The sequence below is a fragment of the Pseudomonas sp. Tav-5-1A genome, assembly GCF_055755055.1.
On sequence record NZ_CM146901.1, the window covers coordinates 4,877,802 to 4,902,829 of the forward strand.

Genomic DNA, 25,028 nt, shown 5'->3' on the forward strand with positions numbered 1-25,028 from the left:
AGCTGGCTTGCCAGCGAGCTTTTGAGGCCCTGAAAAGCTCGCTGGCAAGCCAGCTCCCACAGAAATCGTATGATCAGGCGGTGATGCCGTGGCCTTCCAGGAAGGCGACGAAGGCGTCTTCGTCGAGCACCTTTACGCCCAGCTCGTTGGCCTTGGTCAGCTTGGAGCCGGCACCAGGGCCCGCCACCACGCAGTGGGTCTTGGCCGACACCGAGCCGGCCACCTTGGCGCCCAGGCTTTCCAGTTTCTCCTTGCCCACGTCGCGGCTCATGCGCTCCAGGCTGCCGGTCAACACCCAGGTCTGGCCGGTGAGGGGCAGGCCTTCGATGACTTTTTTCTCGCTGCCCCAGTGCATGCCGAAGGCTTGCAGCTGTTGCTCCACGGCCAGGGCACGCTGGGCGTTTTCAGGCACCAGGAAGTACTCGCGCACCGCGTCCGCCTGCTTGGCCGCCAGGGCCTGGCGCAGGTCGATGCCGTCGGCGGCAATGATCTTGTCGAGGCTGCCCAGCTTGCTCACCAGTTTCTCGGCGCCGGTGGGGCCGACCGAGCTGATATCCAGCTTGGCGATGAGCCCGGCCAGGGTGGTGCTGGCGGCAAATTCGGCGTGCACGTCACCCTGGTCCTGGGGCTCCAGGCCGCGTTCCAGCAGTTGGCCGATGACCGTGCGGTTGTGCGGGTCCTCGAAGAAGCTGTGAATCTCGTACGCCACTTCCAGGCCCACATCGGGCAGATAGGTAAGCACCTGGGGCAGCGCCACCATGATGCGCTCCAGCGAACCCAGCGAACGCGCGAGCACCTTGGCGGTCTCCTCGCCTACGTCGGGAATGCCCAAGGCGAAGATGAAGCGCGCCAGGGTCGGGCGCTTGCTGGCGGCGATGGCCTCCAGCAGCTTGTTGCTCGACACTTCGGCGAAGCCTTCCAGGTCGACGATCTGCTCGAAGCCCAAGGTGTAGAGGTCGGCTGGCGAGCCCACCAGGCCCTCGTCTACCAACTGCTCGACGCTTTTCTCGCCCAGGCCGTCGATGTCCATGGCCCGGCGCGAAACGAAGTGGATGATCGCCTGCTTCAGCTGTGCGCCACAGGCCAGGCGGCCGACGCAGCGGTACACGGCGCCTTCGCTGACGGTTTCCTTGCCCTTGCTGCGTTTTACCAGTTGCGTGCGCTCCACGTGGGAGCCGCACACCGGGCAGGTCTCGGGGATGTGCACGGGGCGGGCGTCGGCCGGGCGGCGCTCGGTGACCACCTGCATGACCTGCGGGATCACGTCGCCGGCGCGGCGGATGATCACAGTGTCGCCGATCATCAGGCCCAGGCGCGCTACTTCGTCCATGTTGTGCAGGGTCGCGTTGGCGACGGTCACACCAGCGACCTTCACCGGCTTCAAACGCGCCACCGGTGTCACCGCCCCGGTACGCCCCACCTGGAATTCCACGTCCAGCAGCTCAGTCAGTTCCTCCATGGCCGGGAACTTGTGGGCGATGGCCCAGCGCGGCTCGCGGGCGCGGAAGCCCAGTTCGCGCTGGCTGGCCAGGCTGTTGACCTTGAACACCACGCCGTCGATTTCGTAGGTGAGCGCGTTGCGGCGCTCGCCGATGTCGCGGTAGTAGGCCAGGCACTCGTCGATGCCGTTGGCCAGTTTCAGCTCGCGGCTGATGGGCATGCCCCAGGCTTTCAGCTGTTCGAGGTTGCCGATGTGGGTGTCGGCGATGTTCTCGGACACCTGGCCCAGGCCGTAACAGCAGAATTCCAGCGGGCGGCTGGCGGTGATCTTCGAGTCCAGCTGGCGCAGGCTGCCGGCGGCGGCGTTGCGCGGGTTGGCGAAGGTCTTGCCGCCCGCCTCCATCTGCGCTTCGTTAAGGCGTTCGAAACCGGCCTTGGACATGAACACTTCGCCGCGCACCTCCAGGGTGACCGGCCAGCCCTCGCCGTGCAGCTTGAGCGGCACGTTGCGGATGGTGCGCACGTTGACGCTGATGTCCTCGCCGGTGGTGCCGTCGCCACGGGTGGCGCCGCGCACCAGCAGGCCATCCTGGTACAGCAGGCTCACGGCCAGGCCGTCGAGCTTGGGCTCGCAGCTGTATTGCACCGCCGCGCCGCCGCCGAACAGGTCACCGACCGGCAGGTCCAAACCCTCGGTCACCCGGCGGTCGAACTCGCGCATGTCGGTTTCTTCGAAGGCGTTGCCCAGGCTGAGCATGGGGATCTCGTGGCGCACCTGGCTGAACGCGGTCAGCGCCGCGTTGCCCACGCGCTGGGTGGGTGAGTCGGCGGTCACCAACTCCGGATGCTCGGCTTCCAGCGCCTTGAGTTCGCGGAACAGCCGGTCGTATTCGGCGTCCGGAATGCTCGGCTCGTCGAGCACGTGGTAGCGGTAGTTGTGCAGGTCCAGTTCGGCGCGCAGTTCGAGGATCCGGGTGTTGGCGGCGGTCATCTTGTGTGTTCTCGTGTAAAGCAAAAGAGCAGCCGGGGCTGCTCTTCAGGTGTTCGGCGATGGTGTTGTGAAACCCCATCGCGACCAAGGTCGGCTCCTACAGGGGCAGGGCCAACGATCTCAACGCTTCTGGGTCAGCGCCCGGCGTTCGAATTCGACAATACGCTGGCGGTAGTGTTCGATGGTCTGGGCGGTCAGCACGCTGCGCTGGTCGTCCTTCAGTTCGCCGTCCAGTTCGTGGGCCAGCTTGCGGGCCGCGGCCACCATCACGTCGAAGGCCTGCTTGGGATGACGCGGGCCTGGCAGGCCGAGGAAGAAGCTCACGGCACGGGTGCTGAAGTGGTCGATGTCGTCCAGGTCGAAGATGCCCGGCTTCACGGCGTTGGCCATGGAGAACAGCACTTCGCCGTTGCCGGCCATGCTTTCGTGGCGGTGGAAGATGTCCATTTCGCCGAAGCGCAGGCCGCTTTCAAGGATGTTCTGCAGCAGCGCCGGGCCCTTGAAGCCGCCTTCGGAACGGGAGATCACGCTGATCACCAACACTTCCTCGGCCTGGGGCTGGTCGCGGTGTTCTACCGGGGCAGCGCCCGCGGCGTTGAAGGCCGGGGCCTTGTCGTCCGGGAAGTCGTCCTCGCGGTCGCGGGCGCTGAAGGCCGCTGGCTGCTCGGGCTCCAGTGGCAGGGCGCCCTGGGCCGATTCGGCCACTGCGCGCTCGCGCTCACGTTCACGCTCGCGTTCCTGTTTCTTGTTGCGCTTGGGCGCCACCGGCTCGCGCGCAGGGGCGCTCATGGACGGCAGGTCATGCTCGTCCAGGGACGGCTCGCGCTGCTCTTCCAGCACCCGCGACGGGCCCAGCACTTCGGCGCTGTGCTCTTCGTCCGGCAGGTTGGAGAAGCTGCGGTCGAGCCTGAATTTCAATTTGCCCTTGCCGCCGCGCATGCGGCGCCAGCCATCGAAGAGAATACCGGCGATGACAATGACGCCGATGACGATCAGCCACTCGCGCAGACCGATTTCCATTTAATCCTGTGCCTCTATGAAAAATGCTGAAAAATAAAGGGCTTGAACCCCCTTTAAAACGTGGCGCCAACTCTATGTTCTGACAGGCGTTTTCCCCACGCGTACGAAAATATGTCCAATAAACTAGCACGACCAAAGATAACTTTACACCGTCTGTCGCAGCAGATACGCCATTAAAGTGCAAGCGGTCCAAATTCGCTCGCTTTCAGGCGTCGACCATTGCCATCGCCTCCTCTACGTCCACCGCCACCAGGCGCGAGCAACCGGGCTCGTGCATGGTCACGCCCATCAACTGGTCGGCCATTTCCATGGCGATCTTGTTGTGGGTGATGTAGATAAATTGAACCGTTTGGGACATTTCTTTCACCAAGCGGGCATAGCGTCCAACGTTAGCGTCATCCAGCGGGGCGTCAACTTCGTCGAGCATGCAAAACGGCGCCGGGTTCAACTGGAAGATGGAGAACACCAGGGCCAGGGCCGTCAGCGCTTTCTCCCCACCAGAGAGCAAATGGATGGTGCTGTTCTTCTTGCCCGGGGGCCGCGCCATGATGGTCACCCCTGTATCGAGTAGATCTTCGCCTGTCAGTTCCAAGTAAGCGCTGCCGCCACCGAAAACTTTTGGGAATAAGGCCTGCAAACCGCCATTTATCTGATCAAAGGTATCCTTGAAGCGGTTGCGGGTTTCCTTGTCGATCTTGCGGATGACGTTTTCCAGGGTGTCCAGCGCCTCCACCAGATCATCGTTCTGGGCGTCCAGGTAGCGCTTGCGCTCGGACTGCTGCTGGTACTCGTCGATGGCCGCCAGGTTGATGGCGCCCAGGCGCTGGATGCGCGCGTTGATGCGCTCCAGTTCGTCCTCGGCCTCTTTTTCGTTGGCCAGGGGGTCGAGGGTGGCGATCACGCCTTGCAGGTCGTAGCCATCCTCGTGCAATTGTTCCTGCAGGGCGGCGCGCTTCACGCTCAGGCCCTGCCATTCCATGCGGTGCTGCTCCAGCTGGCCGCGGATCATCTGCGACTGCTGCTCGGCCTGGGTGCGGCGCTTCTCGGCGTCGCGCAGTTCGCTGTCGGCGTCTTCCAGGGCCATTTTCGCCTGGCGCATTTCCTCGTCGACGGCCATGCGCCGTTCCAGCAGCTCTTCGAGCTTGAGGCGCAGCTCTTCCAGCGGTGCCTCGCCCTCCTCCAGGTTCAGCGACAGCTGCTCGCGCTTCTCGGTCAAGCGCTCGGCCTGCAGCTCCAGGCGCTCCAGGGCCTGGCGGGTGGAGTCGTGCTGGGCGCGCAGGGAGCCCAGGCGCACGGCCAGCTGGTGGGCGTGGTCCTTGTGCTGGCGAGCGTCGTGGCGCACCTGGTCGAGGCGTTCGCGCAGGCTGTCGCGCTGGGCCATCAGCAGCTCGCGCTGCTCGGTGTCCTGGGCCATGGCGTCGAGGGCGTCCTGCAGTTGCAGGCGCGACTCGCCCAACTGCTCGCTTTCCAGCGCGCGCTGCTCGGCCAGTTCCGCCAGCTCTTCGTCGAGCCGACGGCGGCGCAGGGTCAGCTGTTCGGCCTTGGCACGGCCGGCGGACAGCTGGGCCTTGAGTTCGCCCTGCTGGCGGGCCTCGTCGGCCAGCTGGCGGCGCAGTTGCTCGCGGGCCTCTTCCTGCAGCAGTTGCTGCTCGCGCAGACGCTCCAGGCGCTCTTCCAGGCTGGCCAGGGCGGCTTCGCGTTCGTCGCGCTCCAGGCCCAGGTTTTCCAGCTCCTGGCCGCGCGCCAGCACGCTGCCCTGGGCATCGCTGGCACGGCTGACGCGCAGGAAGTGCCGGCCTACCCAGTAGCCGTCGCGGCTGATCAGGCTCTGCCCGGGCTGCAGCTGCGCGCGGGCGGCCAGCGCTGCCTCCAGGGTTTCCACTGGCTTGACCTGGCCCAGCCAGGGGCTGAGATCGGTGCGGCTGTCGACCTTGTCCAGCAGGCTGCCGGGCAAGGCCGGCGTGCCCGGCGCGGCGCTGAGCAGGCGCAGCTCGCCCTGCTCGAAGCTGCCCAGCGCCAGGCCGTTGAAATCATCCACCAGCACCGCTTGCAGGTCGGCGCCCAGCACGGTCTCCACCGCCAGCTCCCAGCCGGCTTCCACGCGCAGGCCTTCGGCCAGGCGCGGGCGCTGGTCCAGCTGCTGGTCGCGCAGCCACTCGGCGGTGCCGGTGCCTGGGTCCAGGGCGGCCTGTTGCAAGGCTTCCAGGGAGGCCAGGCGACCGTTCAGGCGTTGCAGCTCGCCCTGGGCCTGCTGCTGGTCGCGGGTGGCCTGTTGCAGTTGCTCGCGCAGCTGCTCCAGGCGCTCCACCTGCTGGGCCTCGCTGGCCTGCAGCTCTTCGATGAGCATGTCGCTGGCGGCCAGTTGCTCGCCCAGTTCCAGGATGGCGGCGTCCTCAGGGTCGGCAGCCAGTTGCGCGCGCTCCTCGCCCAGGCGCCGCTGGCGATCGCCCAGGCGCTCCATGGACTGGTCCAACTGCTGGATGCGCGACTGCTGCACCTCGGCCTGGCGGCGCGGCTCGGCGGAGCGGGTGTTGAAGCTGTCCCACTGTTCCTGCCAGCCGTGCATGGTGGCCTCGGACTCTTCCAGGGCAGCCGCGGCCTCTTCGGCGGCGGCGCTGGTCATTTCCTGCTCGGGCGCGAGCATGTCCAGCTCTTCGCCCAGGGTGGCCAGCAACGTGCGATCGTGACCCAGGTGTGATTCGGTTTCCTGGCGCGAACGCTCGGCTTCCTTCAGGTCATCCTGCAACTGGCGCAGGCGCTGCTGGCCGTGCTGGATGTTCTGCTCGACGCGGGCAATGTCACCGCCCACGGAATAGAAGCGGCCCTGCACCAGGTTGAAACGCTCGGACAGGTCGTGATGGCCGTCGCGCAGGCGCTCGATGGCCGCGTCGGCGTTGCGCTGCTCGGCCACCAGGGCCTCGAAGCTGACCTCCTGGGTGCCGATGACCGCTTCGCGCTGGGCCACCTGTTCATTCAGTGCCTGCCAGCGCAAGGCCGACAGCTGGGCCTTGAGCTGGCGCTCCTCGGCCTTGTATTCCTGGTACTTCTCGGCGGCCTGGGCCTGGCGGTGCAAGCGTTCGAGCTGGCGTTCCAGCTCTTCGCGCAGGTCGGTCAGGCGCTCCAGGTTTTCGTGGGTGCGGCGGATGCGGTTCTCGGTCTCGCGGCGGCGCTCCTTGTACTTGGAGATGCCCGCGGCTTCCTCGATGAAGTTGCGCAGCTCCTCGGGCTTGGCCTCGATCAGCTTGCTGATCATGCCCTGCTCGATGATGGAATAGCTGCGCGGGCCCAGGCCGGTGCCCAGGAAGATGTCGGTAATGTCCTTGCGGCGGCACTTGGTGCCGTTGAGGAAGTAGGTGTTCTGGCTGTCGCGCGTCACCTTGCGGCGGATGGAAATCTCCGCGTAGGCGGCGTATTCGCCCACCAAGGTGCCGTCGCTGTTGTCGAACACCAGTTCGATGCTGGCCTGGCTCACCGGCTTGCGGCTGGTGGAGCCGTTGAAGATGACGTCGGTCATCGACTCGCCGCGCAGGTTCTTCGCCGAGCTTTCGCCCATCACCCAGCGCACGGCGTCGATGATGTTGGATTTGCCGCACCCGTTGGGCCCCACCACCGCCGCCATGTTGCTGGGGAAGTTGACCGTGGTGGGGTCGACGAAGGACTTGAACCCCGCCAGCCGGATGCACTTCAGGCGCATGTCAGCGGTTCGCCAGGGCGGCCAGCACCAACTGGCAACTGCGCTGGGTGTAGTCGCCCAGCACCGTGCGGATGCGCGCCAGGTCGCGGGCCACCACGGCATCCAGCAGGCTGTCGAACAGCGCCAGGTAGTCGCCCATGGTGGCCTTGCGCTGTTCCAGCGCCAGGTAATAGGTGCGGCTCATGGCCGGCTGCAGGTTCTCGACGGTTTCCTGCAGGTAGGGGTTGTCGGCGAACGGGTAGGCAGCGCGCATCACGTTGAAGCTGTCCTCGACGAAGGCCTTGATGTCCTGGCGCTCGAGGCTGGCGGTGAGGCGCTGCTGGATGGCCACGAACGGCTCGAGCTCGGCCGGGCCCTGCCAGCGCTGGGCCACGGCGTTGCCGAGCAGGATGTACATCTCGCTCATCAAGGCGCACAGGCTCTGCACCTTATGGGCGCTGAGTTCGGTCACGTGTGCACCGCGACGCGGCAGGATGGCGATCAGATGGCGCCGCTCCAGGATCAGCAGCGCTTCGCGCACCGAGCCGCGGCTGACATTGAGCGCCGCCGTGACCTTCTGTTCCTGAATGCGCTCACCGGGCGCAAGTTCGCCCTGGATGATGCGTTCGGCCAGGTAATCGGCGATTTGCTCGGAGAGGCTGTCCGGCGCCTTGAACGTCATGGTTGTCCTTCAAACTCTTCAAACGTGGCAAGCGGCGAAGTGTAGCGCACTTGCCCCCCGGAAACGCAGAGGGCGATATGGCCTTTTGGCATGGAATAAGCAAATAAATCAAATGTTGCCTGCAGGCGAGATTTCCATTCGCCAGAAATCCTGACTTTTGAGTCAGAAAACTGTTGACCGCAAAGTCAGAACTGCTAAATTCAATGCTATCGGTCAACAACAATAAATGTGTCAGCGAGGCCTTCCGTGATCCAGTTTCTACTCAACAGGGAATTGCGCAGTGAACACGCCCTGGACCCCAACCTCACCGTGCTGGAATACCTGCGCACGCACCTGAAAAAGCCCGGCACCAAGGAGGGCTGCGCCAGCGGCGACTGCGGCGCCTGCACCGTGGTGGTGGCGGAACTGGAAGGCGAGGCCTTGCGCTACCGCAGCCTGAACTCGTGCCTCACCTTTGTCTCGTCGCTGCACGGCAAACAGCTGATCTGCGTCGAAGACCTCAAGCACAAGGGCCAGTTGCACAGCGTGCAGCAGGCCATGGTCGACTGCCACGGCTCGCAGTGCGGCTTCTGCACCCCGGGCTTCGTGATGTCGCTGTTCGCCCTGCAGAAGAACAGCGCCGAATCCGACTCCCACAAGGCCCACGAGGCCCTGGCCGGCAACCTCTGCCGCTGCACCGGCTACCGCCCTATCCTGGCCGCTGCCGAACAGGCCTGCTGCCAGCAGGCACCGGACCAGTTCGACGCCGCCGAGGCCGAGACCATCGCCCGCCTCAAGGCCATCGCCCCCACCGAGACGGGTGAACTGAACAGCGGCGACAAGCGCTGCCTGGTGCCACTGACCGTCGCCGACCTGGCCGACCTGTATGGCTCGCACCCCGAGGCACGGCTGCTGGCCGGCGGCACCGACCTGGCGCTGGAAGTGACGCAGTTCCACCGCACCCTGCCGGTGATGATCTACGTGGGCAACGTCGCCGAAATGAAGCGCATCGAGCACTTCGACGACCGCCTGGAGATCGGCGCTGCCACGCCACTCACCGACTGCTACGACGCACTGAGCGCCGAATACCCGGACTTTGGCGAACTGCTGCACCGTTTCGCCAGCCTGCAGATCCGCAACCAGGGCACCCTGGGTGGCAACATCGGCAACGCCTCGCCCATCGGCGACAGCCCGCCCCTGCTGATTGCCCTGGGCGCGCAGATCGTGCTGCGCAAGGGCAACGCCACGCGCACCCTGGCGCTGGAAGACTACTTCATCGACTACCGCATCACCGCGCGCCAGGAAAGCGAGTTCATCGAGAAGATCATCGTGCCCCGCGCCCAGGCCGGGCGCAGCTTCCGCGCCTATAAAGTGTCGAAACGCCTGGACGATGACATCTCCGCCGTGTGCGCCGCCTTCAACCTGGCGTTGGAAGACGGCGTGGTCACCGACGTGCGCGCCGCCTTCGGTGGCATGGCCGCCATTCCCAAGCGCGCCCAGGCCTGCGAAGCCGCGTTGCTGGGCAAGGTGTTCAACAACGCCACGCTGGAAGCCGCCTGCGCCGCCCTGGCCGAGGACTTCACGCCGCTGTCCGACTTCCGCGCCAGCAAGGAATACCGCCTGCTGGCCGCCCAGAACCTGCTGCGCAAGTACTTCATCGAGCAGCAATCGCCTTACATCGAGACCCGGGTGACCGCTTATGTCTAACCATCACGGCGAAACCCTCACCCAGGCGCAACTGGCCGAACGCTTTGCCCAGGGCCTGACCACTGGCGTGGGCCGCAGCGTCAAGCACGACAGCGCCGACAAGCATGTTTCCGGCGAGGCGCAGTACATCGACGACCGCCTGGAATTTCCCAACCAGCTGCACGTGTACGCACGGCTGTCGGACCGCGCCCACGCGCGGGTGGTGAAGATCGACACCACGCCCTGCTACGCCTTCCCCGGCGTGCGCATTGCCATTACCCACGAAGACATCCCGGGCCTGAAGGACATCGGCCCGCTGCTGCCCGGCGACCCGCTGCTGGCCATCGACCTGGTGGAGTTCGTCGGCCAACCGGTGGTGGCGGTGGCCGCGCGCGACCTGGAGACCGCGCGCAAGGCGGCCATGGCCGCGATTATCGAATACGAAGACCTGGAACCGGTGCTCGACGTGGTCGAGGCCTTCCGCAAGCAGCATTACGTGCTCGACAGCCACACCCACAAGCGTGGCGACGCCGACACCGCCCTGGCCAGCGCCCCGCACCGCCTGCAAGGCACCCTGCACATCGGCGGCCAGGAGCACTTCTACCTGGAAACGCAGATTTCCTCGGTGATGCCCACCGAGGACGGCGGCATGATCGTCTACTGCTCCACCCAGAACCCCACCGAGGTGCAGAAGCTGGTGGCCGAGGTGCTGGACGTGTCGATGAACAAGATCGTCGTCGACATGCGCCGCATGGGCGGCGGCTTCGGCGGCAAGGAAACCCAGGCGGCCAGCCCGGCGTGCCTGTGCGCGGTGATCGCGCACCTGACCGGCCAGCCGACAAAGATGCGCCTGCCACGGGTGGAAGACATGTCCATGACCGGCAAGCGCCACCCCTTCTACGTCGAATACGACGTAGGCTTCGACGACAGCGGCCGCCTGCACGGCATCAACATGGACCTGGCCGGCAACTGCGGCTACTCGCCGGACCTGTCGGCGTCCATCGTCGACCGCGCCATGTTCCATGCCGACAATTCGTATTACCTGGGCGACGCCACCATCAACGGCCACCGCTGCAAGACCAACACCGCCTCCAACACCGCCTACCGCGGTTTCGGCGGCCCCCAGGGCATGGTCGCCATCGAGGAGGTGATGGACCGCATCGCCCGCCACCTGGCGCTGGACCCGCTGGCCGTGCGCAAGGCCAACTACTACGGCAAGACCGAGCGCAACGTCACCCACTACTACCAGACGGTGGAGCACAACCTGCTGGAGGAAATGACTGCTGACCTTGAAGCGAGCAGCGAATACCAGGAGCGCCGCGAATCCATCCGCCGCTTCAACGCCCACAGCCCGGTGCTGAAGAAAGGCCTGGCGCTGACCCCGGTGAAATTCGGTATCTCGTTCACCGCCAGCTTCCTCAACCAGGCAGGCGCGCTGATCCACATCTACACCGACGGCAGCATCCACCTCAATCACGGCGGCACCGAGATGGGCCAGGGGCTCAACACCAAGGTCGCGCAGGTGGTGGCCGAGGTGTTCCAGGTGGACATCGGCCGCATCCAGATCACCGCCACCAACACCGACAAAGTGCCCAACACCTCGCCGACGGCCGCCTCCAGCGGCGCCGACCTGAACGGCAAGGCCGCGCAGAACGCTGCCGAGACCATCAAGCAGCGCCTGGTGGAGTTTGCCGCGCGCAAGTACGCGGTCAGCGAGGAAGACGTCGAATTCCGCAACGGCCACGTGCGCGTGCGCGAACTGGTGATGCCGTTCGCCGACCTGATCGTGCAGGCGTGGATGGGCCAGGTGTCGCTGTCCAGCACCGGCTACTACAAGACCCCGAAGATTTTCTACGACCGCAGCCAGGCGCGCGGCCGGCCGTTCTACTACTTCGCCTTCGGCGCCGCCTGCGCCGAGGTGGTGGTCGACACCCTGACCGGCGAGTACAAGATGCTGCGCACCGACATCCTGCACGACGTGGGCGCCTCGCTGAACCCGGCCATCGACATTGGCCAGGTGGAAGGCGGCTATATCCAGGGCATGGGTTGGCTGACCACCGAAGAGTTGGTGTGGAACGCCAAGGGCAAGCTGGTGACCAACGGCCCGGCCAGCTACAAGATCCCGGCGGTGGCCGACATGCCGGCCGACCTGCGGGTGAAGCTGGTGGAAAACCGCAAGAACCCCGAAGACACGGTGTTCCACTCCAAGGCCGTGGGCGAGCCGCCGTTCATGCTCGGCATCGCCGCCTGGTGCGCGATCAAGGATGCGGTAGCCAGCCTGGCGGATTACAAGGTGCAGCCCAACATCGACGCCCCGGCCACGCCGGAGCGGGTGTTGTGGGGGTGCGAGCAGATGCGTAAGGCCATGGCCGCCAGCGCCACCCCCATCACCGAGGAGGTCACCTCATGACCCCCGTAGCAGCTGCCGCCAGGCTGCGTCGAATTCACCCCTTAAATTGCGGCGTCCATGACGCGGCCTGCGGCCGCTGCTACGGAGGGTATGTGCATGAATAACTGGATCAGCGCTCTCGCCGAGCTGCAGCAGCAGGGCGAACCCTGCGTGCTCGTCACCATCATCGAGGAGCAGGGCTCCACCCCGCGCAACGCCGGCTCGAAAATGGTGGTCAGCGCCACCCAGCTGTATGACACCATCGGGGGCGGGCACCTGGAATACAAGGCCATGCACATCGCCCGCGAGATGCTCGCCAACGGCCGCCAGGGCACGCACCTGGAGCGCTTCAGCCTGGGCGCCAGCCTGGGCCAGTGCTGCGGCGGCGTCACCGTGCTGCTGTTCGAGCCCATGGGCCAGGTGCAGGCGCGCATTGCGGTGTTCGGCGCCGGCCACGTCGGCCGCGCGCTGGTGCCGCTGCTGGCCGCCCTGCCCTGCCGCGTCACCTGGATCGACTCGCGCGAGCAGGAATTCCCCGCGCAGCTCCCCGAGGGAGTGCGCAAGATCGTCAACGAAGAACCGGTGGACGAAGTCGACAACCTGCCGCCGGGCAGCTACTGCATCGTCATGACCCACAACCACCAGCTCGACCTGGAGCTGACCGCGGCTATCCTCAAGCGCAACGATTTCACCTGGTTCGGCCTGATCGGTTCGAAGACCAAGCGGGTGAAATTCGAACACCGCCTGCGCGACCGTGGCTTCGACCCCCAGGTTGTGCAACGCATGAGGTGCCCCATGGGCCTGGCCGACGTCAAAGGCAAATTGCCGATTGAAATCGCCGTGTCCGTGGCCGCCGAAATCATCGCCACCTACAACGCCAACTTCGGCCTGGCGACTGCCGGTGCCGAACCCATTGCCCAACTGCTGCCGCACTCGCGACGCAGCCAAGCCTGAGACATTGATACCCATGAGCCTGACCCGCAAAGCCTACCGCGCCGCCATCCTGCACAGCATCGGCGACCCCGCCGAAGTAGGCATCGACGCCTCTTATGAATACTTCGCCGACGGCCTGCTGGTGGTGGAGAACGGCGTAATCGCCGCCGTCGGCCACGCCGAGGCGCTGCTGCCGAGCCTGCCGGCGGACGTTGCCATCGAGCACTTCCCCGACGCGCTGATTACCCCCGGCTTCATCGACACCCACATCCACCTGCCGCAGACCGGCATGATCGCCTCCTACGGCGAGCAGTTGCTGGACTGGCTGAACACCTACACCTTCCCGTTCGAGAGCCAGTTCGCCGACAAGGCCCACGCCGACGAAGTGGCGGACATCTTCATCAAGGAACTGCTGCGCAACGGCACCACCACCGCGCTGGTGTTCGGCAGCGTGCACCCCGAGTCGGTGAACGCCTTCTTCGAGGCGGCCGAAAAGCTCGACCTGCGCATGATCGCCGGCAAGGTGATGATGGACCGCAATGCCCCGGACTACCTGGTGGACACCGCCGAAAGCAGCTACGCCGACAGCAAGGCGCTGATCGAGCGCTGGCACGGCAAGGGCCGCCTGCACTACGCGGTCACCCCGCGCTTCGCGCCCACCAGCACCCCCGAGCAACTGACCGTGGCCGGCCAGCTGCTCAAGGAATACCCGAACGTCTACATGCAGACCCACATCAGCGAGAACCTCAAGGAGATCGAGTGGGTGAAGGCGCTGTTCCCCGAGCACAAGGGCTACCTGGACGTGTACGACCACTACCAGCTGCTGGGCGAGCGCTCGGTGTTCGCCCACGGCGTGCACCTGTGCGACGAGGAATGCGCGCGCCTGGCCGAGACCGGCTCGGCGATTGCCTTCTGCCCCACCTCGAACCTGTTCCTGGGCAGCGGCCTGTTCAACCTGCCCCAGGCCGAGAAGCACAAGCTCAACGTCGGCCTGGGCACGGACGTGGGCGGCGGCACCAGCTTCTCGCTGCTGCAGACGCTGAATGAAGCCTACAAGGTGATGCAGCTGCAGGGCGCGCGCCTGAGCCCGTTCAAGTCACTGTACCTGGCCACCCTCGGCGGCGCCCGGGCGCTGCGCCTGGAAGATAAGGTAGGCAACCTGCAGCCGGGCAGCGACGCCGACTTCGTGGTGCTGGACTACAACGCCACGCCGCTGCTGGGCTACCGCATCCAGCAGTCCAAGAGCATTGAAGAGACGTTGTTCGTGCTGACTACGCTGGGGGATGATCGCACCGTGCAGCAGACCTATGCGGCGGGGCGCAAGGTGCATCAGCGTTAAACCCGGACGCGGCCTGCGGCCGCTGCTACACCCCCTGTAGCAGCGGCTACAGGCCGCGTCCGCTATTTCAGCCCTTGCCGCCCTTCTTGCCCTGCAACAGGTGCGAGAACACCGCGTGCAAGTCGTCCGAGGCGCTTTCCTCGTCCAGGTTCAGCTTGCTGTCGATGTGGTCCATGTGGTGCATCATCAGGTCCACCGCCAGGGCCGCGTCGCGGGCCTCGATGGCGTCGATCAGCTGGGTGTGTTCATCGTAGGAGCAGTGCGAGCGGTTGCCGCTTTCGTACTGGGCGATGATCAGCGAGGTCTGCGACACCAGGCTGCGCTGGAAGCTGATCAGCGGCGCGTTTTTCGCCGCCTCGGCCAGCTTCAGGTGGAATTCCCCCGACAGGCGAATGCCGGCGCCACGGTCGCCGCGCGAGAAGCTGTCGCGCTCATCCAGCACCATCTGCCGCAGCTCGGCCAGTTGCTCGGCCGTGGCGTGCTCCACTGCAAGCTCGGTGATGGCGCGCTCTACCATGCGGCGGGCGAAGAATACCTGCCGCGCCTCTTCCACGCTGGGGCTGGCCACGACCGCGCCGCGGTTGGGGCGCAACAGCACCACGCCTTCATGGGCCAGGCGCGACAGCGCGCGGCGAATGATGGTGCGGCTGACGCCGAAGATCTCACCCAGCGCTTCCTCGCTCAATTTGGTCCCGGGCGCCAGGCGCTGTTCGAGAATGGCCTCGAAAATATGGGCGTAGACGATGTCGTCCTGGGTGCCGAGGCGCCCGGCCTTGGCCGCGCGCGTAGGTTTCTTGAGAGGTTGCAGCTGTTCGTTCATGGGCACTCGAAGGTGAAGGTTTTGCGGCAGTAAGGCCCATTGTACACAGGGCCACGGGCTTGTGTCAGTTCAAGCATAGCGGCACTTGGCAACCACTGGCAGCGGCCATATAGCGCGATCGGCAAATAAACTGCGCACAAAATCAAAAACATTATTTGCATTATTTGTATACAAACGCATAATCCCCTCGAGCGACTTTCCTGACCCAGAGGTCAAATAATAACGGGTCGCCGGCACCACCACCTTTACCTGCCTCACGGGGCCGCGCGCAGGTGCGCACGGCTTCGGAAAACAACAAAAGCCTTGAGGAGTAACTCGCTGTGGAAAGCAATAAATCCGAAGCCGCCCCCCTGGACCTGGCCCCGCCCCTGCGGCGCGGCCTGCTGGAACGCCTGTTCAAGCTGAGTGTGCATGGCACCACGGTGCGCACCGAACTGATCGCCGGCCTCACCACCTTCATTACCATGGCCTACATCATCTTCGTCAACCCCAACATCATGGCCGACGCCGGCATCGACCATGGCGCGGCATTCGTCGCCACCTGCATCGCCGCCGCCCTGGGCTGCCTGCTGATGGGCCTGTACGCCAACTGGCCGGTGGGCCTGGCGCCGGGCATGGGCCTGAACGCGTTCTTTACCTACACCGTGGTCGGCACCATGGGCTACTCGTGGCAGACCGCCCTGGGCGCGGTGTTCATCTCCGGCGTACTGTTCATGGTGCTGACCCTGTCGCGGGTGCGCGAGTGGCTGCTCAACAGCATCCCGGTCAGCCTGCGCCACGCCATGGGTGCCGGCGTGGGGCTATTCCTGGGCGTCATCGGCCTGAAGACCTCGGGCATTATCGTCGCCAGCCCGGCCACTCTGATCAAGCTCGGCTCGCTGCATGAGGCCGGGCCCCTGCTGACCGCGCTGTGCTTCCTGATGATTGCCGTGCTCAGCTACCACCGGGTGTTCGGCGCCATCCTCATCAGCATCGTCAGCGTCACCCTGATCGGCTGGGGCCTGGGCATCGTGCAATACGGCGGGGTGTTCTCGCTGCCGCCCAGCCTGGCGCCCACCTGGATGGCCATGGACGTGGCCGGGGTGTTCAACGTCAGCATGATCAGCGTGGTGCTGGCCTTCCTGTTCGTGCACATGTTCGACACCGCCGGCACGCTGATGGGCGTGGCCCAGCGCGCCAACCTGGTGAACGCCGAGGGCCGCATCGAAAACCTCTCCCGCGCCCTGAAGGCCGACAGCGCCTCCAGCGTGTTCGGCGCCATGGTCGGCGTGCCGCCGGTGACCAGCTACGTGGAAAGTGCCGCGGGCGTGGCCGCCGGTGGCCGCACCGGGCTGACGGCAGTCACCGTGGGCCTGCTGTTCGTCGCAGCGATGTTCTTCGCGCCGCTGGCTGGCATGATTCCGGCTTATGCTACCGCCGGCGCGCTGATCTACGTGGCCATGCTGATGATGGGCGGCATGGCCCACATCAACTGGGACGAGGCCACCGACAGCATTCCGGCCATCGTCACCCTGATCATGATGCCACTGACCTTCTCGGTGGCGGACGGCATTGCCCTGGGCTTCATCACCTACGTGGCCTTGAAGGCAGGCACCGGCAAGCACCGCGATATCTCGGTGAGCCTGTGGGTGCTGTGTGCGATATTCATCGCCAAGTTTGTGTTCTTGTAATATTTCGGCTTCACCGCCGCCCGTAGCCGCTGCCGACAGGCTGCGCTGGCCCTTGAGTACGCTGTAGATTTGCGGCGTAGCAGAGGGCCAGCGCAGCCTGCGGCAGCGGCTACGGATTTGTGCGAAGGCCTTATCCAAGGAGAAAAACAATGAGTGTGGAAACCTGGCTGTTGTTCAGCGCCGCGGCGCTGGTGGTGATCGTCATCCCCGGCCCTTTGTCGCTGCTGATGATTGGCAACAGCCTGAACTATGGCCTGCGTCGCTCCTACCCGGCGTTCCTGGGTGGCGTGAGTGCTTCCATCTGCCTGCTCAGCGCCTCGGCGCTGGGCCTGGGGGCGTTGCTGATGGCTTCGGAGCAGGTGTTCAGCGCGCTGAAGATCGTCGGCGCGCTGTACCTGTTCTACCTCGCCTGGCAAAGCTGGCAGCAGTCGCGCCGCGCGCCCAGCGCCGCCGAGGTGCCCGCTGCCCTGCCCGCGCCACGCTTTGGCGCGCTGTTCTGGCGCGCGTTCGCGCTGGGCGCCAGCAACCCCAAGGACATCCTGTTCTTCGCCGCCTTCCTGCCGCAGTTCCTCAACGCCGAGCACTCGCTGGCGGCGCAACTGGGCATCATGATCGCCACCTGGGCGGTGCTCGACCTGCTGTGCAAGCTGGGTTACGGCCTGGGTGCCCACGGCGCGGCGCGCTACCTGCGCAGTGGCCGCGGGCAGAGCTGGTTCAACCGCGTCAGCGCGGCGTTGTTCGGGGGTGCGGGGACGGCGGCGCTGCTCAGCCGAGGCTGAAGCGACGCGGCCGCTGCTACGCACACCTGTAGCAGCGGCCGCCAGGCCGCGTCCCGGGATGTCAGCGTTGCGCTTGCTGCTGCCCCAGCAGGTTGCCGATGAAGCCGGCGAACTGCTCCACGGTCATCTTCTGGCCGTTGAAGGTCACCATGCCGTCGGCGTAGTGCAGGCGGCTGGTGACGTTGTCACCCTCGACCTTGCCCAGCTGGCTCATCACTGCCATGCCGCTGATGGAATCGCTGACGTTCTTGGCCTGCAACGCCACCGCGTCCTTGTCGGTCTGGCCCTGCAGGTGCGCCTGGGCGCTGGCCAGGTCCATCAGCATGGGCTTGGACAGGGTGACGTTGGCGTCCAGCAGGCCGACCACCTTCTTGCCCAGGCCTTCGGACGGCTGGTCCAGGGTGCCCGGGTTCGCCAGGTCGACCACAAGGTTAGCCTGGCTTTCACCGTTGGCGGTCTTCAGCGATAGTTTTTCCAGCTCGATGTGCGGCTTGGCCGCCAGCAGCGCCAGCAGGTCGGTGTTCAACTGCTGCTGGTCGGCAGCGCTCAGCTTCAGCGCCAGGGGCACGCCGGCAGCTGCGGCAGCCTGTTGTTGCGGAGCGATCTTGGCGACATACAGCGCATACAGCGACTTGCTGGCCGGGATGTCGAAATTATTCAGCTTCCAGACCATCTGCGCCGCACCAATCGGCTGGTTGCCGACGGTGATGGAGGCGATCTCGTAGGTGGCCTCGGCGGCCAGCTTGCCTTCAACCTCCTGCATCAGGCCGCTGCCGCTGAAACCAGTCACCGCCACGGCCGGCGCGTTGGGCGTCTGCACGTTGGCGCTGGCCAGCTTGAGCTCGGTGTGGCCCAGGTAGAACCCGGACTCGCCCTTGGTGCCGCCGCTGTAAATGGTCAGGCCCTTGGCGTCGGCATGCACCGGGCCGTTCTCGCCGGCAACGTCGACGGAAAGGCTATCCATGTTGCCCGTCAGCTCATATTTGTGGGCATCGGCAGTGCCGCTGACGGTCAAGGTAAAGCCCGAGAACTTCAGGGTCTTGCCCGGTTCCTTGGACTCCAGGGGCAGGAAGTCGAAAGTGGTCTCGCTGCTCAGCCCATAGTGGATGACCGAGTGGCCCTTGACCGGCGCCTGGCCGTTGTTCATGGCGAACCACTTGGCCGAGTCGGGGCTGTTTTCCAGCTCGGTGTTGCTGGCGGCCATCACCGGCGCCAGGCGCAGGGTCAGCAGGCGCGACAGCGGCAGCGGGCCGTGCTCGATATGGTCCACCAGGAGGAAATGCGCTGGCTGGGCGTGGGGCAGTTGCACGTTCAGGCGGTAGTGGGCGGTGCTGCTGAACAGATGGCGGTCCAGCGACACCAGCTCGGCGCTGAACTGCGGGCTGCCGTCGGCGTTGCGGCCCGACTGGGCCATCTGCGTGTTGGCCTGGGCGATGGCGTCCTGCAGCACGCCCTCAAGACGCGTGCCCGTGTACCAGGCCCCGGCCGTGGCCACGACGCCGGCGGCAATGATGACACCGGCTGCTATACCTACTGCTTTTTTCATAAATCGACTCGACGAGTTCCATTCGGTGGGTGGAGGTATCGACTCGATAGTAGCGCGAAAGGTGCTGCCGCCAGGCAAAAAAAGCTCCCCCGCCCCACCATTGCGGCGTGGGGTTTGCTTGTGATCTGGCCGTTGATCTTGATCTGGCTGTTGATCTTGATTGTATGCCCCGTAAAGCGCCCGGGCCGACTGGAGGCGTCGCTCAACGGGCTGCCCGAAGGGCCGAGGCCGCAGGCCGAAGAGACGGTAACCCGCAGGCTTCTATAGCGGGTGCCGTCTGCCCGTTGAGCGGCGCCGGAAGGAGGGGACCCGTAGCGCAGCGGAGGGCCCAAGCAGGGGCAAGCGTTTTTTGCTTACTTTTTTTGGCGTTTGAAAAAAAGTGAGTCGCCGTAAGGGCGAAACGGTCGGTGGCCGCACCGCGAAAATGGATATGCCCAAAACCTTCAGAAGCGAGATTCAAAGGTCATGAACATATCCATTACCGAAGCGATGCACAGTCACCTTTCCGCCCTTACGGCGGCTCACTTTTTGTCAAACGCCACAAAAAGTAAGCAAAAAAGGCTTGCCCCTGCTTGGTCCCTCCGCTTCGCTGCGGGTCCCCTCCCTCCGGCGTCGCCCAAGCGGCCGACGGCCCGGAATAGAAGCGCCTCCGGTTCCGTCTTCCCCGGCTACGCCAGGGACCGCTTGGCCAACGCCTCCAGTCGGCCCTGGCGCTTTATGGGGCACACAATCAAGATCAAGGGCCTCACGGGATCAAGATCAACGGCAGCGCAGCTTGCGGTGGTGCTAAATACGCAAAAAAAAGCCCGCAGTGTGGGCGGGCAAGAGGTACCAACGAAGGAGCGCGCGCAGCTCAGCTGCCGCGGTAAGTCGAATAGCTGTAAGGCGAGAGCAGCAACGGCACGTGGTAGTGATCCTGCTCGGCGCTGATGCCGAACCGCAGCACCACCACGTCGAGGAACGCCGGGTCGGCCATGGCCACGCCACGGGCGCGGTAGTAGTCGCCGGCGGCGAATTGCAGCTGGTACACGCCGCTGCGGTAGTCATCACCCTGTAACAGCGGTGCGTCACAACGGCCATCACTGTTGGTCAGTGCCTGGGCCACCAACTCCAGCTGCTGGCCCTCGACGCGATAAAGCTCGACCTTGATCGAGCTGCCGGGGCAGCCGTGGGCGGCGTCCAGCACATGCGTAGTCAAACGTCCCATTGCGTCTCGTGCCTCATTTTCATCCGGTTATCCGAAGGCCCATGCACCCTTTGAGGGCGCCCTGGGCATCCAACACAACGACATTAAGACACTTTCAAATAAAATTGTACACAATATTTGCGACCTTTTTTCGGCAGCCCCAGCCCACCCCCTAAAACCGGAGACAAGCCCGGTAACACATGCGCTACGTGACCGCCCGGTCGAATACCTGACCAGTCGGGCAAGTATTTTGCAAGGAAAGAAATTGACCCTCCAAGGCGATGATTGGCAAAAAACAGGCTTACAAATCACGGATAAAGTTGTATACAATCAATCCATCGCCGGGTCGCCAACCTCATCGGGGCCACCCGCCACCCTAATGACGCGAAGAAGGATGCAAGCAGTGAGCGCTGATTACCCACGCGACCTGATCGGTTACGGCCCCAACCCGCCCCACCCTCGCTGGCCTGGCAATGCGCGCATTGCCCTGTCGTTCGTGCTCAATTACGAGGAAGGTGGCGAGCGCAACATCCTCCACGGCGACAAGGAATCCGAAGCCTTCCTGTCCGAAATGGTGGCCGCCCAGCCGCTGCAGGGCGAGCGCAACATGAGCATGGAGTCGCTGTACGAGTATGGCAGCCGTGCCGGCGTGTGGCGCACCCTCAAGGTGTTCAAGGAAGCGGGCATCCCGCTGACCATCTTCGCCGTGGCCATGGCCGCCCAGCGCCACCCCGACGTGATCCGCGCCATGGTCGATGCCGGCCACGAGATCTGCAGCCACGGCTACCGCTGGATCGACTACCAGTACATGGATGAGAACCAGGAACGCGAGCACATGCTCGAAGCGATCCGCATCCTCACCGAAATCAGCGGCGAGCGCCCGCTGGGCTGGTACACCGGCCGCACCGGCCCCAACACCCGCCGCCTGGTGATGGAGGAAGGTGGCTTCCTCTACGACTCCGACACCTACGACGACGACCTGCCCTACTGGGAGCGCAACAACCCCACCGGCAAGCCGCACCTGGTGATCCCCTACACCCTGGACACCAACGACATGCGCTTCACCCAGGTGCAGGGCTTCAACAAGGGCGACGATTTCTTCGAATACCTGAAGGACGCCTTCGACGTGCTGTACGCCGAGGGTGCCGAGGCGCCGAAGATGCTCTCCATCGGCCTGCACTGCCGGCTGATCGGCCGCCCGGCGCGCCTGGCCTCGCTGATGCGTTTCATTGACTACGTGAAGGGCCACGAGCAGGTGTGGTTCGCCCGCCGCGTCGACATTGCCCGCCACTGGCACGAAACCCATCCCTACACGCCCGAGGCTGCGCAATGACCGCCTTCCACTCCCTGAAGCCATCGGCCCTGGGCCGCGACGCCTTCGTCGCCGCCTTCGCCGACATCTACGAACACTCGCCATGGGTCGCTGAAAAAGCCTACGACCTGGGCCAGGGCCCCGAGCTGGACCAGGTCGAAACCCTGCACCAGCGCATGAGCGACATCCTGTTGAGCGCCGATCACCAACGCCAACTGGCACTGATCAACGCGCACCCCGACCTGGCCGGCAAGGCTGCCGTCCAGGGCGAACTGACCGAAGCCAGCACCAACGAACAGGCTGGCGCCGGTATTCACCAATGCACCACCGAAGAGTTCCAGCGCTTCACGGAGTTGAACGACGCCTACAAGGCCAAGTTCAAGTTCCCCTTCATCATGGCAGTGAAAGGCAGCAACCGGCACCAGATCCTCGCCGCGTTCGAAGTGCGCATCCACAACTCGGCCGAGGCCGAGTTCAAGGAAGCCCTGGCGCAGATCAACAAGATTGCCCTGTTCCGCTTGCAAGGCCTGTAACTCGCCCCCTCCAGCCCCCATTCAAGGCAGACAAGAAAAAATGAAAGCATACGCCGTACCCTTCGAGAAGTTCGTCAACCTGGCCGACGCGCGCCTGGGCACCAAGGCCATCTCGGTCACCGACGACTGGTTCGCCGACGTCAACCGCCTGTTCCAGCCCACCCCAGCGGTGTGGAAGGAAGGCGTGTTCGACGACAACGGCAAATGGATGGACGGCTGGGAATCGCGCCGCAAGCGCTTCGAAGGCTATGACAGCGCGGTGATCCGCCTGGGCGTGCCGGGCTCGATCAAAGGCGTGGACATCGACACCTCGTTCTTCACCGGCAACTTCCCGCCCTCGGCCTCGCTGGAAGGCTGCTTCGTCGCCGACGGCGACCCGACCGACGCCACCCAGTGGACCGAAGTGCTGCCAGCCGTCGAGCTGCAGGGCAACAGCCACCACTACCACGAAATCAGCGATGCCCAGGCCTACACCCACCTGCGCTTCAACATCTACCCCGACGGCGGCGTGGCGCGCCTGCGCGTGTACGGCGTGCCGTTCCGCGACTGGTCCGCGGTAGGCGACAACGAACAGGTCGACCTGGCCAGCGCCCTCAACGGCGGCCGTGCCCTGGCCTGCTCCGACGAGCACTTCGGGCGCATGAGCAACATCCTCAACCCGGGCCGCGGCATCAACATGGGCGACGGCTGGGAAACCGCACGCCGCCGCACGCCGGGCAATGACTGGGTGATCGTCGCCCTGGGCCATGCCGGCACCGTCGAGCAAGTAGTGGTCGACACCCTGCACTTCAAGGGCAACTACCCCGACAGCTGCTCGATCCAGGGCGCCTTCGTCAAGGGTGGCACCGACAGCCAGATCGAGACCCAGAGCCTGTTCTGGCGCGAACTGCTGCCCAGCCAAAAACTGCAGATGCACCAGGAGCACAGCTTCCAGGAGCAGATCAAGGACCTGGGCCCTATCACCCACATCCGCCTGAACGTGTTCCCGGACGGTGGCGTGAGCCGCTTGCGCGTGCTGGGCAAGGTAGCCAAGTAAGCAGCGCCTGAATGCGCTTTTGTGGGAGCTGGCTTGCCAGCGAGCTGTTGGGCCGTCAAAAGCTCGCTGGCAAGCCAGCTCCCACAGGGGCCAGTTACACATTAATCACTGAACAGACAGAAGACCCACAATGCGCACACTAGTGATCGAGCCCCTGACAAAAGAAGCCTTCGCCCCCTTCGGTGACGTGATCGAAACCGACGGCAGCGACCACTTCATGATCAACAACGGCTCGACCATGCGTTTCCATCGTCTGGCCACGGTCGAGACCGCCACGCCCGACGACAAGGCGATCATCAGCATTTTCCGCGCCGACGTGCTGGACATGCCGTTGACCGTGCGCATGTTGGAGCGCCATCCGCTGGGCAGCCAGGCCTTCGTGCCGCTGCTGGGCAACCCCTTTCTGATCGTGGTCGCGCCACTTGGCGATGCACCTGTATCAGGCTTGGTCCGCGCCTTCATCACCAATGGCAGGCAGGGCATCAATTACCATCGCGGCGTCTGGCACCACCCGGTGCTGACGATCGAAAAGCGGGATGACTTCCTGGTGGTTGATCGCAGTGGCACTGGCAATAACTGCGATGAGCATTTCTTCAATGAGGACGAGCTGCTGGTCCTCGCCCCCCACCAATAAGAGAAGGCCGGCCATTGCACCGCAGTGGCACGGCAAGAGGTTAGAACTGTGCAAGCACATCTGATGGAGTGGCTGAATCTGGGCGTGCGCTGGATTCACATGATCGTGGGGATCGCCTGGATCGGCGCATCCTTCTATTTCGTCTGGCTGGAGAACAACCTCAATCGCGCCAACCCGCGTGAGGGCCTGAGCGGTGACTTGTGGGCCATTCACGGGGGTGGCATCTACCACCTGGAAAAATACAAGCTGGCCCCACCGACCATGCCGGACAACCTGCACTGGTTCAAATGGGAAGCCTACTGGACCTGGATGTCGGGCATCGTGCTGCTGTGCGTGGTGTTCTACTCCAACCCCGTGCTCTACCTGCTGGCCCCCGGCAGCACCCTGAGCGGGCCGGAAGGCATCGCCATCGGCGTCGGCGCGTTGATCGCCAGCTGGTTCATCTACGACCAACTGTGCGACTCGCCCCTGGGCAAGCGTCCCGGCCTGCTGGGCCTGGTGCTGTTCGTGCTGATCATTGCCGCCTGCTACGGCTTCAGCCAGGTGTTCAGCGGCCGCGGCGCGTACCTGCACACCGGCGCCATCATCGGCACCATCATGGTCGGCAACGTCTTCCGCATCATCATGCCCGCCCAGCGCGCGCTGGTGGCGGCCATCGCCGAGAACCGCACGCCCGACCCGACCCTGCCGGCCAAGGGCCTGCTGCGTTCGCGCCACAACAACTACTTCACCCTGCCCGTGCTGTTCATCATGATCAGCAACCACTTCCCCAGCACCTACGGCAGCCACTACAACTGGCTGATCCTGGCCGGCATCGCCGTGGTGGCCGTGGTCGTGCGTCACTACTTCAACACTCGCCACAACAGCCACAAGTTCGCCTGGGCCCTGCCTGCCGGCGCCCTGGGCATGATCTGCCTGGCGTTCGTCACCGGCCCCATGCAAATGGGCAACAGTGCCGACGTGGCCAAGGCACCGGCCATCGAGTACCAGCCGCTGCCGGGCACTGCCATCGGTGGCAAACGCGCCGATGAAATGCCGGCCACGCCTGCCGCTGCACCGGCCCCGGCAGAACAGCCGGCCCAGGCCAGCAATGGCGCGGACTTCGACAAGGTTCACGGGGTGATCCAGGAGCGCTGCGCGGTGTGCCATTCGGCCAAGCCGACCAGCCCGCTGTTCTCCACGGCGCCTGCGGGGATCATGTTCGACACCCCGCAGCAGATCCAGCAACTCGCCCCGCGCATCCAGGCGCAGGCCGTGGCCAGCCAGATCATGCCGTTGGGCAACATCACCCAGATGACCCAGGAAGAGCGCAACCTGGTGGGCCAGTGGATCGCCAACGGAGCGCAAACCAACTGATGGATCGTTCGTAGCAGCGACTGC

General features: G+C 64.8%; 18 protein-coding genes. 11 read left to right on the forward strand and 7 right to left on the reverse strand.

Annotation, left to right across the window (positions count from 1 at the left end; genetic code table 11):
* Window positions 1-73: 73 nt before the first annotated feature.
* The 4 genes from ligA to AC0J42_RS22315 form a co-directional block, all read right to left on the reverse strand.
* Window positions 74-2,431 (reverse strand): NAD-dependent DNA ligase LigA, encoded by a 2,358-nt coding sequence (gene ligA, locus AC0J42_RS22300; protein WP_473003864.1) that lies wholly within the window; start codon window positions 2,429-2,431, stop codon window positions 74-76.
* Window positions 2,432-2,551: 120 nt separating this feature from the next.
* Window positions 2,552-3,451: a cell division protein ZipA gene (gene zipA, locus AC0J42_RS22305; protein WP_416425902.1), complete on the reverse strand. Its 900-nt coding sequence runs from the start codon at window positions 3,449-3,451 to the stop codon at window positions 2,552-2,554.
* A gap of 205 nt (window positions 3,452-3,656) precedes the next feature.
* The gene (smc, locus tag AC0J42_RS22310) at window positions 3,657-7,145 is read right to left on the reverse strand and encodes a chromosome segregation protein SMC (protein ID WP_473003865.1); all 3,489 of its coding nucleotides are present in this window, start codon (window positions 7,143-7,145) and stop codon (window positions 3,657-3,659) included.
* A 1-nt stretch (window position 7,146) separates the two neighbouring features.
* Entirely contained in the window at window positions 7,147-7,806 is a 660-nt protein-coding gene (locus AC0J42_RS22315; RefSeq protein ID WP_473003866.1) for a GntR family transcriptional regulator, read from the reverse strand.
* A 246-nt stretch (window positions 7,807-8,052) separates the two neighbouring features.
* Here AC0J42_RS22315 and xdhA point away from each other — a divergent pair, with 246 nt between their 5' ends.
* The 4 genes from xdhA (at window position 8,053) to guaD (ending at window position 14,132) form a co-directional block, all read left to right on the forward strand.
* Window positions 8,053-9,492 (forward strand): xanthine dehydrogenase small subunit, encoded by a 1,440-nt coding sequence (xdhA, locus tag AC0J42_RS22320; protein ID WP_473003868.1) that lies wholly within the window; start codon window positions 8,053-8,055, stop codon window positions 9,490-9,492.
* Window positions 9,485-11,881 carry a xanthine dehydrogenase molybdopterin binding subunit gene (xdhB, locus tag AC0J42_RS22325; RefSeq protein ID WP_473003870.1) on the forward strand — a complete coding sequence of 799 codons (2,397 nt, stop codon included), beginning with the start codon at window positions 9,485-9,487 and terminating at the stop codon, window positions 11,879-11,881. The genes xdhA and xdhB overlap by 8 nt, the downstream gene beginning before the upstream one ends.
* 96 nt (window positions 11,882-11,977) lie before the next feature.
* Window positions 11,978-12,814, forward strand: a complete 837-nt coding sequence (gene xdhC, locus AC0J42_RS22330) for a xanthine dehydrogenase accessory protein XdhC (RefSeq protein WP_473003872.1) — start codon at window positions 11,978-11,980, stop codon at window positions 12,812-12,814.
* Between the two features lie 13 nt (window positions 12,815-12,827).
* Window positions 12,828-14,132 carry a guanine deaminase gene (guaD, locus tag AC0J42_RS22335; protein WP_473003875.1) on the forward strand — a complete coding sequence of 435 codons (1,305 nt, stop codon included), beginning with the start codon at window positions 12,828-12,830 and terminating at the stop codon, window positions 14,130-14,132.
* Window positions 14,133-14,199: 67 nt separating this feature from the next.
* On the opposite strand, the gene AC0J42_RS22340 is transcribed toward guaD, so the two are convergent.
* Window positions 14,200-14,952, reverse strand: coding sequence for a GntR family transcriptional regulator (locus AC0J42_RS22340; protein WP_027981576.1), 753 nt, complete (start codon window positions 14,950-14,952; stop codon window positions 14,200-14,202).
* Between the two features lie 320 nt (window positions 14,953-15,272).
* Here AC0J42_RS22340 and AC0J42_RS22345 point away from each other — a divergent pair, with 320 nt between their 5' ends.
* Window positions 15,273-16,622: an NCS2 family permease gene (locus AC0J42_RS22345; RefSeq protein ID WP_473003878.1), complete on the forward strand. Its 1,350-nt coding sequence runs from the start codon at window positions 15,273-15,275 to the stop codon at window positions 16,620-16,622.
* Between the two features lie 149 nt (window positions 16,623-16,771).
* Window positions 16,772-17,401, forward strand: a complete 630-nt coding sequence (locus AC0J42_RS22350) for a LysE family translocator (RefSeq protein WP_473003880.1) — start codon at window positions 16,772-16,774, stop codon at window positions 17,399-17,401.
* A gap of 61 nt (window positions 17,402-17,462) precedes the next feature.
* On the opposite strand, the gene AC0J42_RS22355 is transcribed toward AC0J42_RS22350, so the two are convergent.
* Window positions 17,463-18,947 (reverse strand): YdgA family protein, encoded by a 1,485-nt coding sequence (locus AC0J42_RS22355; RefSeq protein WP_473003883.1) that lies wholly within the window; start codon window positions 18,945-18,947, stop codon window positions 17,463-17,465.
* Between the two features lie 853 nt (window positions 18,948-19,800).
* Window positions 19,801-20,154: a hydroxyisourate hydrolase gene (gene uraH / locus AC0J42_RS22360; protein WP_416425925.1), complete on the reverse strand. Its 354-nt coding sequence runs from the start codon at window positions 20,152-20,154 to the stop codon at window positions 19,801-19,803.
* A 382-nt stretch (window positions 20,155-20,536) separates the two neighbouring features.
* Here uraH and puuE point away from each other — a divergent pair, with 382 nt between their 5' ends.
* The 5 genes from puuE to AC0J42_RS22385 all read left to right on the forward strand — a co-directional run bounded on the left by puuE (window position 20,537) and on the right by AC0J42_RS22385 (window position 25,004).
* Window positions 20,537-21,466 carry an allantoinase PuuE gene (puuE, locus tag AC0J42_RS22365; RefSeq protein ID WP_416425927.1) on the forward strand — a complete coding sequence of 310 codons (930 nt, stop codon included), beginning with the start codon at window positions 20,537-20,539 and terminating at the stop codon, window positions 21,464-21,466.
* Entirely contained in the window at window positions 21,463-21,978 is a 516-nt protein-coding gene (gene uraD, locus AC0J42_RS22370; protein ID WP_473003885.1) for a 2-oxo-4-hydroxy-4-carboxy-5-ureidoimidazoline decarboxylase, read from the forward strand. Before puuE ends, uraD begins: the two co-directional genes overlap by 4 nt.
* Window positions 21,979-22,018: 40 nt before the next feature.
* Window positions 22,019-23,014: an allantoicase gene (alc, locus tag AC0J42_RS22375; RefSeq protein ID WP_416425931.1), complete on the forward strand. Its 996-nt coding sequence runs from the start codon at window positions 22,019-22,021 to the stop codon at window positions 23,012-23,014.
* A gap of 130 nt (window positions 23,015-23,144) precedes the next feature.
* Entirely contained in the window at window positions 23,145-23,648 is a 504-nt protein-coding gene (locus tag AC0J42_RS22380; protein ID WP_416425933.1) for an ureidoglycolate lyase, read from the forward strand.
* A 48-nt stretch (window positions 23,649-23,696) separates the two neighbouring features.
* The gene (locus AC0J42_RS22385; protein ID WP_416425935.1) at window positions 23,697-25,004 is read left to right on the forward strand and encodes a urate hydroxylase PuuD; all 1,308 of its coding nucleotides are present in this window, start codon (window positions 23,697-23,699) and stop codon (window positions 25,002-25,004) included.
* The last annotated feature ends 24 nt before the right edge of the window (window positions 25,005-25,028 follow it).

Excerpts from the sequence above, each read along its gene's own strand:
- ligA (WP_473003864.1), bottom strand. The coding sequence starts at position 2,431 with ATGACCGCCGCCAACACCCGGATCCTCGAACTGCGCGCCGAACTGGAC.
- zipA (WP_416425902.1), bottom strand. The coding sequence starts at position 3,451 with ATGGAAATCGGTCTGCGCGAGTGGCTGATCGTCATCGGCGTCATTGTC.
- smc (WP_473003865.1), bottom strand. The coding sequence starts at position 7,145 with ATGCGCCTGAAGTGCATCCGGCTGGCGGGGTTCAAGTCCTTCGTCGAC.
- AC0J42_RS22315 (WP_473003866.1), bottom strand. The coding sequence starts at position 7,806 with ATGACGTTCAAGGCGCCGGACAGCCTCTCCGAGCAAATCGCCGATTAC.
- xdhB (WP_473003870.1), top strand. The coding sequence starts at position 9,485 with ATGTCTAACCATCACGGCGAAACCCTCACCCAGGCGCAACTGGCCGAA.
- xdhC (WP_473003872.1), top strand. The coding sequence starts at position 11,978 with ATGAATAACTGGATCAGCGCTCTCGCCGAGCTGCAGCAGCAGGGCGAA.
- guaD (WP_473003875.1), top strand. The coding sequence starts at position 12,828 with ATGAGCCTGACCCGCAAAGCCTACCGCGCCGCCATCCTGCACAGCATC.
- AC0J42_RS22340 (WP_027981576.1), bottom strand. The coding sequence starts at position 14,952 with ATGAACGAACAGCTGCAACCTCTCAAGAAACCTACGCGCGCGGCCAAG.
- AC0J42_RS22350 (WP_473003880.1), top strand. The coding sequence starts at position 16,772 with ATGAGTGTGGAAACCTGGCTGTTGTTCAGCGCCGCGGCGCTGGTGGTG.
- AC0J42_RS22355 (WP_473003883.1), bottom strand. The coding sequence starts at position 18,947 with ATGAAAAAAGCAGTAGGTATAGCAGCCGGTGTCATCATTGCCGCCGGC.
- uraH (WP_416425925.1), bottom strand. The coding sequence starts at position 20,154 with ATGGGACGTTTGACTACGCATGTGCTGGACGCCGCCCACGGCTGCCCC.
- uraD (WP_473003885.1), top strand. The coding sequence starts at position 21,463 with ATGACCGCCTTCCACTCCCTGAAGCCATCGGCCCTGGGCCGCGACGCC.
- alc (WP_416425931.1), top strand. The coding sequence starts at position 22,019 with ATGAAAGCATACGCCGTACCCTTCGAGAAGTTCGTCAACCTGGCCGAC.
- AC0J42_RS22380 (WP_416425933.1), top strand. The coding sequence starts at position 23,145 with ATGCGCACACTAGTGATCGAGCCCCTGACAAAAGAAGCCTTCGCCCCC.